Genomic DNA, 3,063 nt, shown 5'->3' on the forward strand with positions numbered 1-3,063 from the left:
GGGTGGGGGGAACGGATGCGTCAACGGCTCGGGGCCCGACGACGCGGCCGGAGCCGCGCGCCCAGCCTCCGGGCGAGACCCTGCAGGCCGCCGGGGGCCACGAGCATGACGACGATGAGGATCAGGCCGAACACGGCGAGGGCGAGGTTGCCCTCCAGCCGCTGGGCCAGGCCCGGCGGCAGCGCGACGTTCTCGGTGATGAGGCTCGGCAGGTCCTGCAACGCCACCAGGAGGATCGCCCCCCACACGGCGCCGGCGAGGCTGCCGAGGCCGCCGATGACGATGGCCATGAGCAGGAACAGGGACAGGTCCAGACTGAACTTGCCCGGGGCGACGGTGGCGGTGAGCACCGCGTAGACGCCGCCGCCGAGACCGGCGCAGGCGGCGCTGACCACGAAGGCGAGGACCTGGGTGCGGGCCAGGTGGATGCCGGCGAGCCGGGCGGCCACCTCGTCGTCGCGGACGGCGCGCAGCGACCGGCCGAACCGGCTGCGGACCAGGTTCGCCATGAGCACCATGGTCAGCAGCGCCGCGACCAGCGCGATCCAGGCCAGCCAGCGCTCCGGCTGGAAGTACGCGCCGAGGAACGCCGGCGGCGTCTCCACGGGAAAGCGCAACCCCTGCTCGCCGTTGAAAACCTCGGTGAAGATGGTGGTGATCGCCGGGACCAGCGTCGCGACGGCGAGGGTGACGCCGGCGAGGTACGGCCCGCGCAGCCGGGCGGCGGCCAGCCCGATGACGAGCCCGGCCACCGCGGTCACCACGACCGCGAGCAGCAGGGACAGCGGCAGGATCCAGCGGCCCTGCACGGACCGCTCGTCGAAGGCCTGCTGGACCAGGGCGACCGTGTACGCGCCGGTCGCCATCAGCGCCCCGTGGCCGAGGGAGAGCTGGCCGTTGAGGCCGACCAGCACGGTGTAGCCGGCGGTGACGCAGAGGAACGCGCAGACCCGGGCGACCCGGAGGTTCTGGTACGGCTCCAGCTGGTTGGTGACGAGCACGACGACGGTGCCGGCGAGGACGACCAGGACGAGGTGGCGCAGCAGCGTCGATCCGCCCGTCCGGGCGGGGCCCGGCACGCCGGGCAGCAGCCGGCGCAGCGGGGAGGGCGCGGCGGCGGGACCGTCCACCGGGGACAGGTCGGAGGGCTGGGTCGCGGTCACACGTGCCTCGCCTTCACGCTGGAGAAGAGCCCGCCGGGCCGGACCAGGAGGACCGACAGCAGCAGGACGAGGATGGCCAGCGGTGTCGTGTCCGGGCCGAGGTAGCCGGTGACGTACGACAGGATGAGGCCGACCAGCAAACCGCCGACCACCGCGCCGGCCGGGCTGTCCAGGCCGCCGACCACGGCCGCCGTGAAGGCGACGACGAAGACCAGATCCATCGCGTGTGGATGCAGGCCGAGCCCGGTGGGGATGACCAGCATGCCGGCGAGGGCGCCGACCGCGGCGGCCAGCGCCCAGCCGACCGTCAGCATCCGGCCCACGTTGACGCCGAGCAGCCGGGACACCTCGGGCGCGAAGGCGGACGCCCGCATCCGCAGCCCGATCGGCGTACGGGTGAAGAGCAGCGCGAGCAGCACCACGACGACCAGGACCGCGCCGAGGACCCAGAGGTCGTACGGCGACAGGGCGGCGACCCCACCGACGGTGAGCGCGTCGGTGTCGAACGGCACCCCCGCCGGCCGGTACTCGTTGCCGAAGACCATGCCGAGCACCGCCTGGATGAGCAGGACCAGGCCGAGCGCGACGATCACGTCGTTGAGCGGGTTGGCATGCCCGACGAAGCGCATGAGGACCCGCTCGACCAGTGCGCCGAGGGCCAGACCGGCCAGGACGGCCGCGCCGAAGCCGAGCCAGTACGAGCCGGTGGCGGAGACGACGGCGTAGCCGACGTACGCCGTCGCCACCGCCATCGCGCCCTGCGCGAAGTTGACCAGCCGGGCGGCCCGCCAGATGAGCACCAGGGCCAGGGCGAAGGCGGCGTAGACGGCGCCGGTGGAGAGTCCGTCGAAGGTGAGGAACAGGAACCGGTCCAACGGCGGGATCCTTCCTTGTGGTGGCGGTCAGAACCCGAGGTAGGCGTGGCGGAGCTGCTCGTCGTCGCGCAACTGCGCGGCCGGGGTGGCCATGGCCACCCGACCCAGGGACATGACCACGCCCTGGTCGGCGACCGAGAGAGCGCTGCGGACGTTCTGCTCCACGAGGAGCACGGTGAGGCCGCTGCGGTCGCAGAGCTGACGCAGCAGCGCCATGATCTGGCCGGTGACCCGGGGCGCGAGACCGAGGGACGGCTCGTCGAGGAGCAGCAGCTTCGGGCGGGCGATCAGGGCCCGGCCGAGGGCGAGCATCTGCCGTTCCCCGCCGGAGAGCTGGTGCCCGGCGTGCCGGCGGCGCCGGGCCAGCGGCTCGAAGAGCTGGTAGACCTCGTCCTGCGCCCGGCGGGCGTCGGCGCGGTCGCGGCGCCAGAGCCCGCCCAGGCGGAGGTTCTCGTCCACCGTCAGTTCGGCGACCACGCCGCGTCCCTCGGGGACGTGTGCCAGGCCGCGCCGCACGAGGCGTTCGACCCGGACGCCGCGCAGGTCGGCGCCGTCGAAGAGGACCCGCCCGGCGGTGGGACGGAGCAGGCCGGAGAGGGTACGCAGCAGGGTCGTCTTCCCGGCGCCGTTGGCACCCAGGACAGCGGTGATGGTCCCGGTCGGCACGTCGAGGCTGACGTCGCGCAGGACCGGCACCGGGCCGTAGCCGGAGCTGAGCTGCTCCACCTGGAGGATGGCGCTCACGAGCCGACCCCCGGGCCCGTCGCCGCCGGCACCTCGGCGCCGAGGTATGCCTCGGTCACCAGCGGGTCGCCCCGCACCTGCTCGGGGGCGCCCGAGGCGATGACCTTTCCGAAGTCGAGCACCACGATCTCGTGGCAGACCGACATGACCAGGTCCATGTGGTGCTCGACGAGCATGATCGAGCAGGCCCCGTCGGCGCGGCCGGGCAGGGCCCGGATGAGGTCGGCCAGCTCGGCGATGTCCTCGGCGCTCAGCCCGCCGGCCGGCTCGTCGAGCAGGAG

4 protein-coding genes are annotated in these 3,063 nt (G+C 73.7%); all 4 read right to left on the minus strand.

Going from position 1 to position 3,063, the window contains the following annotated elements; all coding sequences use genetic code 11:
• Positions 1-20: 20 nt before the first annotated feature.
• Positions 21-1,163, minus strand: coding sequence for a branched-chain amino acid ABC transporter permease (locus DKL51_RS04270; RefSeq protein ID WP_124811748.1), 1,143 nt, complete (start codon positions 1,161-1,163; stop codon positions 21-23).
• Positions 1,160-2,038, minus strand: coding sequence for a branched-chain amino acid ABC transporter permease (locus tag DKL51_RS04275; protein WP_109943457.1), 879 nt, complete (start codon positions 2,036-2,038; stop codon positions 1,160-1,162). The genes DKL51_RS04270 and DKL51_RS04275 overlap by 4 nt, the downstream gene beginning before the upstream one ends.
• A gap of 27 nt (positions 2,039-2,065) precedes the next feature.
• Positions 2,066-2,782, minus strand: a complete 717-nt coding sequence (locus tag DKL51_RS04280) for an ABC transporter ATP-binding protein (RefSeq protein WP_109943456.1) — start codon at positions 2,780-2,782, stop codon at positions 2,066-2,068.
• The coding region (locus DKL51_RS04285; protein WP_498070873.1) for an ABC transporter ATP-binding protein C-terminal domain-containing protein at positions 2,779-3,063 on the minus strand (285 nt) is incomplete at its 5' end. The genes DKL51_RS04280 and DKL51_RS04285, both read right to left, overlap by 4 nt.

This window comes from Micromonospora globispora (assembly GCF_003857015.1).
Lineage (GTDB): Bacteria > Actinomycetota > Actinomycetes > Mycobacteriales > Micromonosporaceae > Micromonospora > Micromonospora globispora.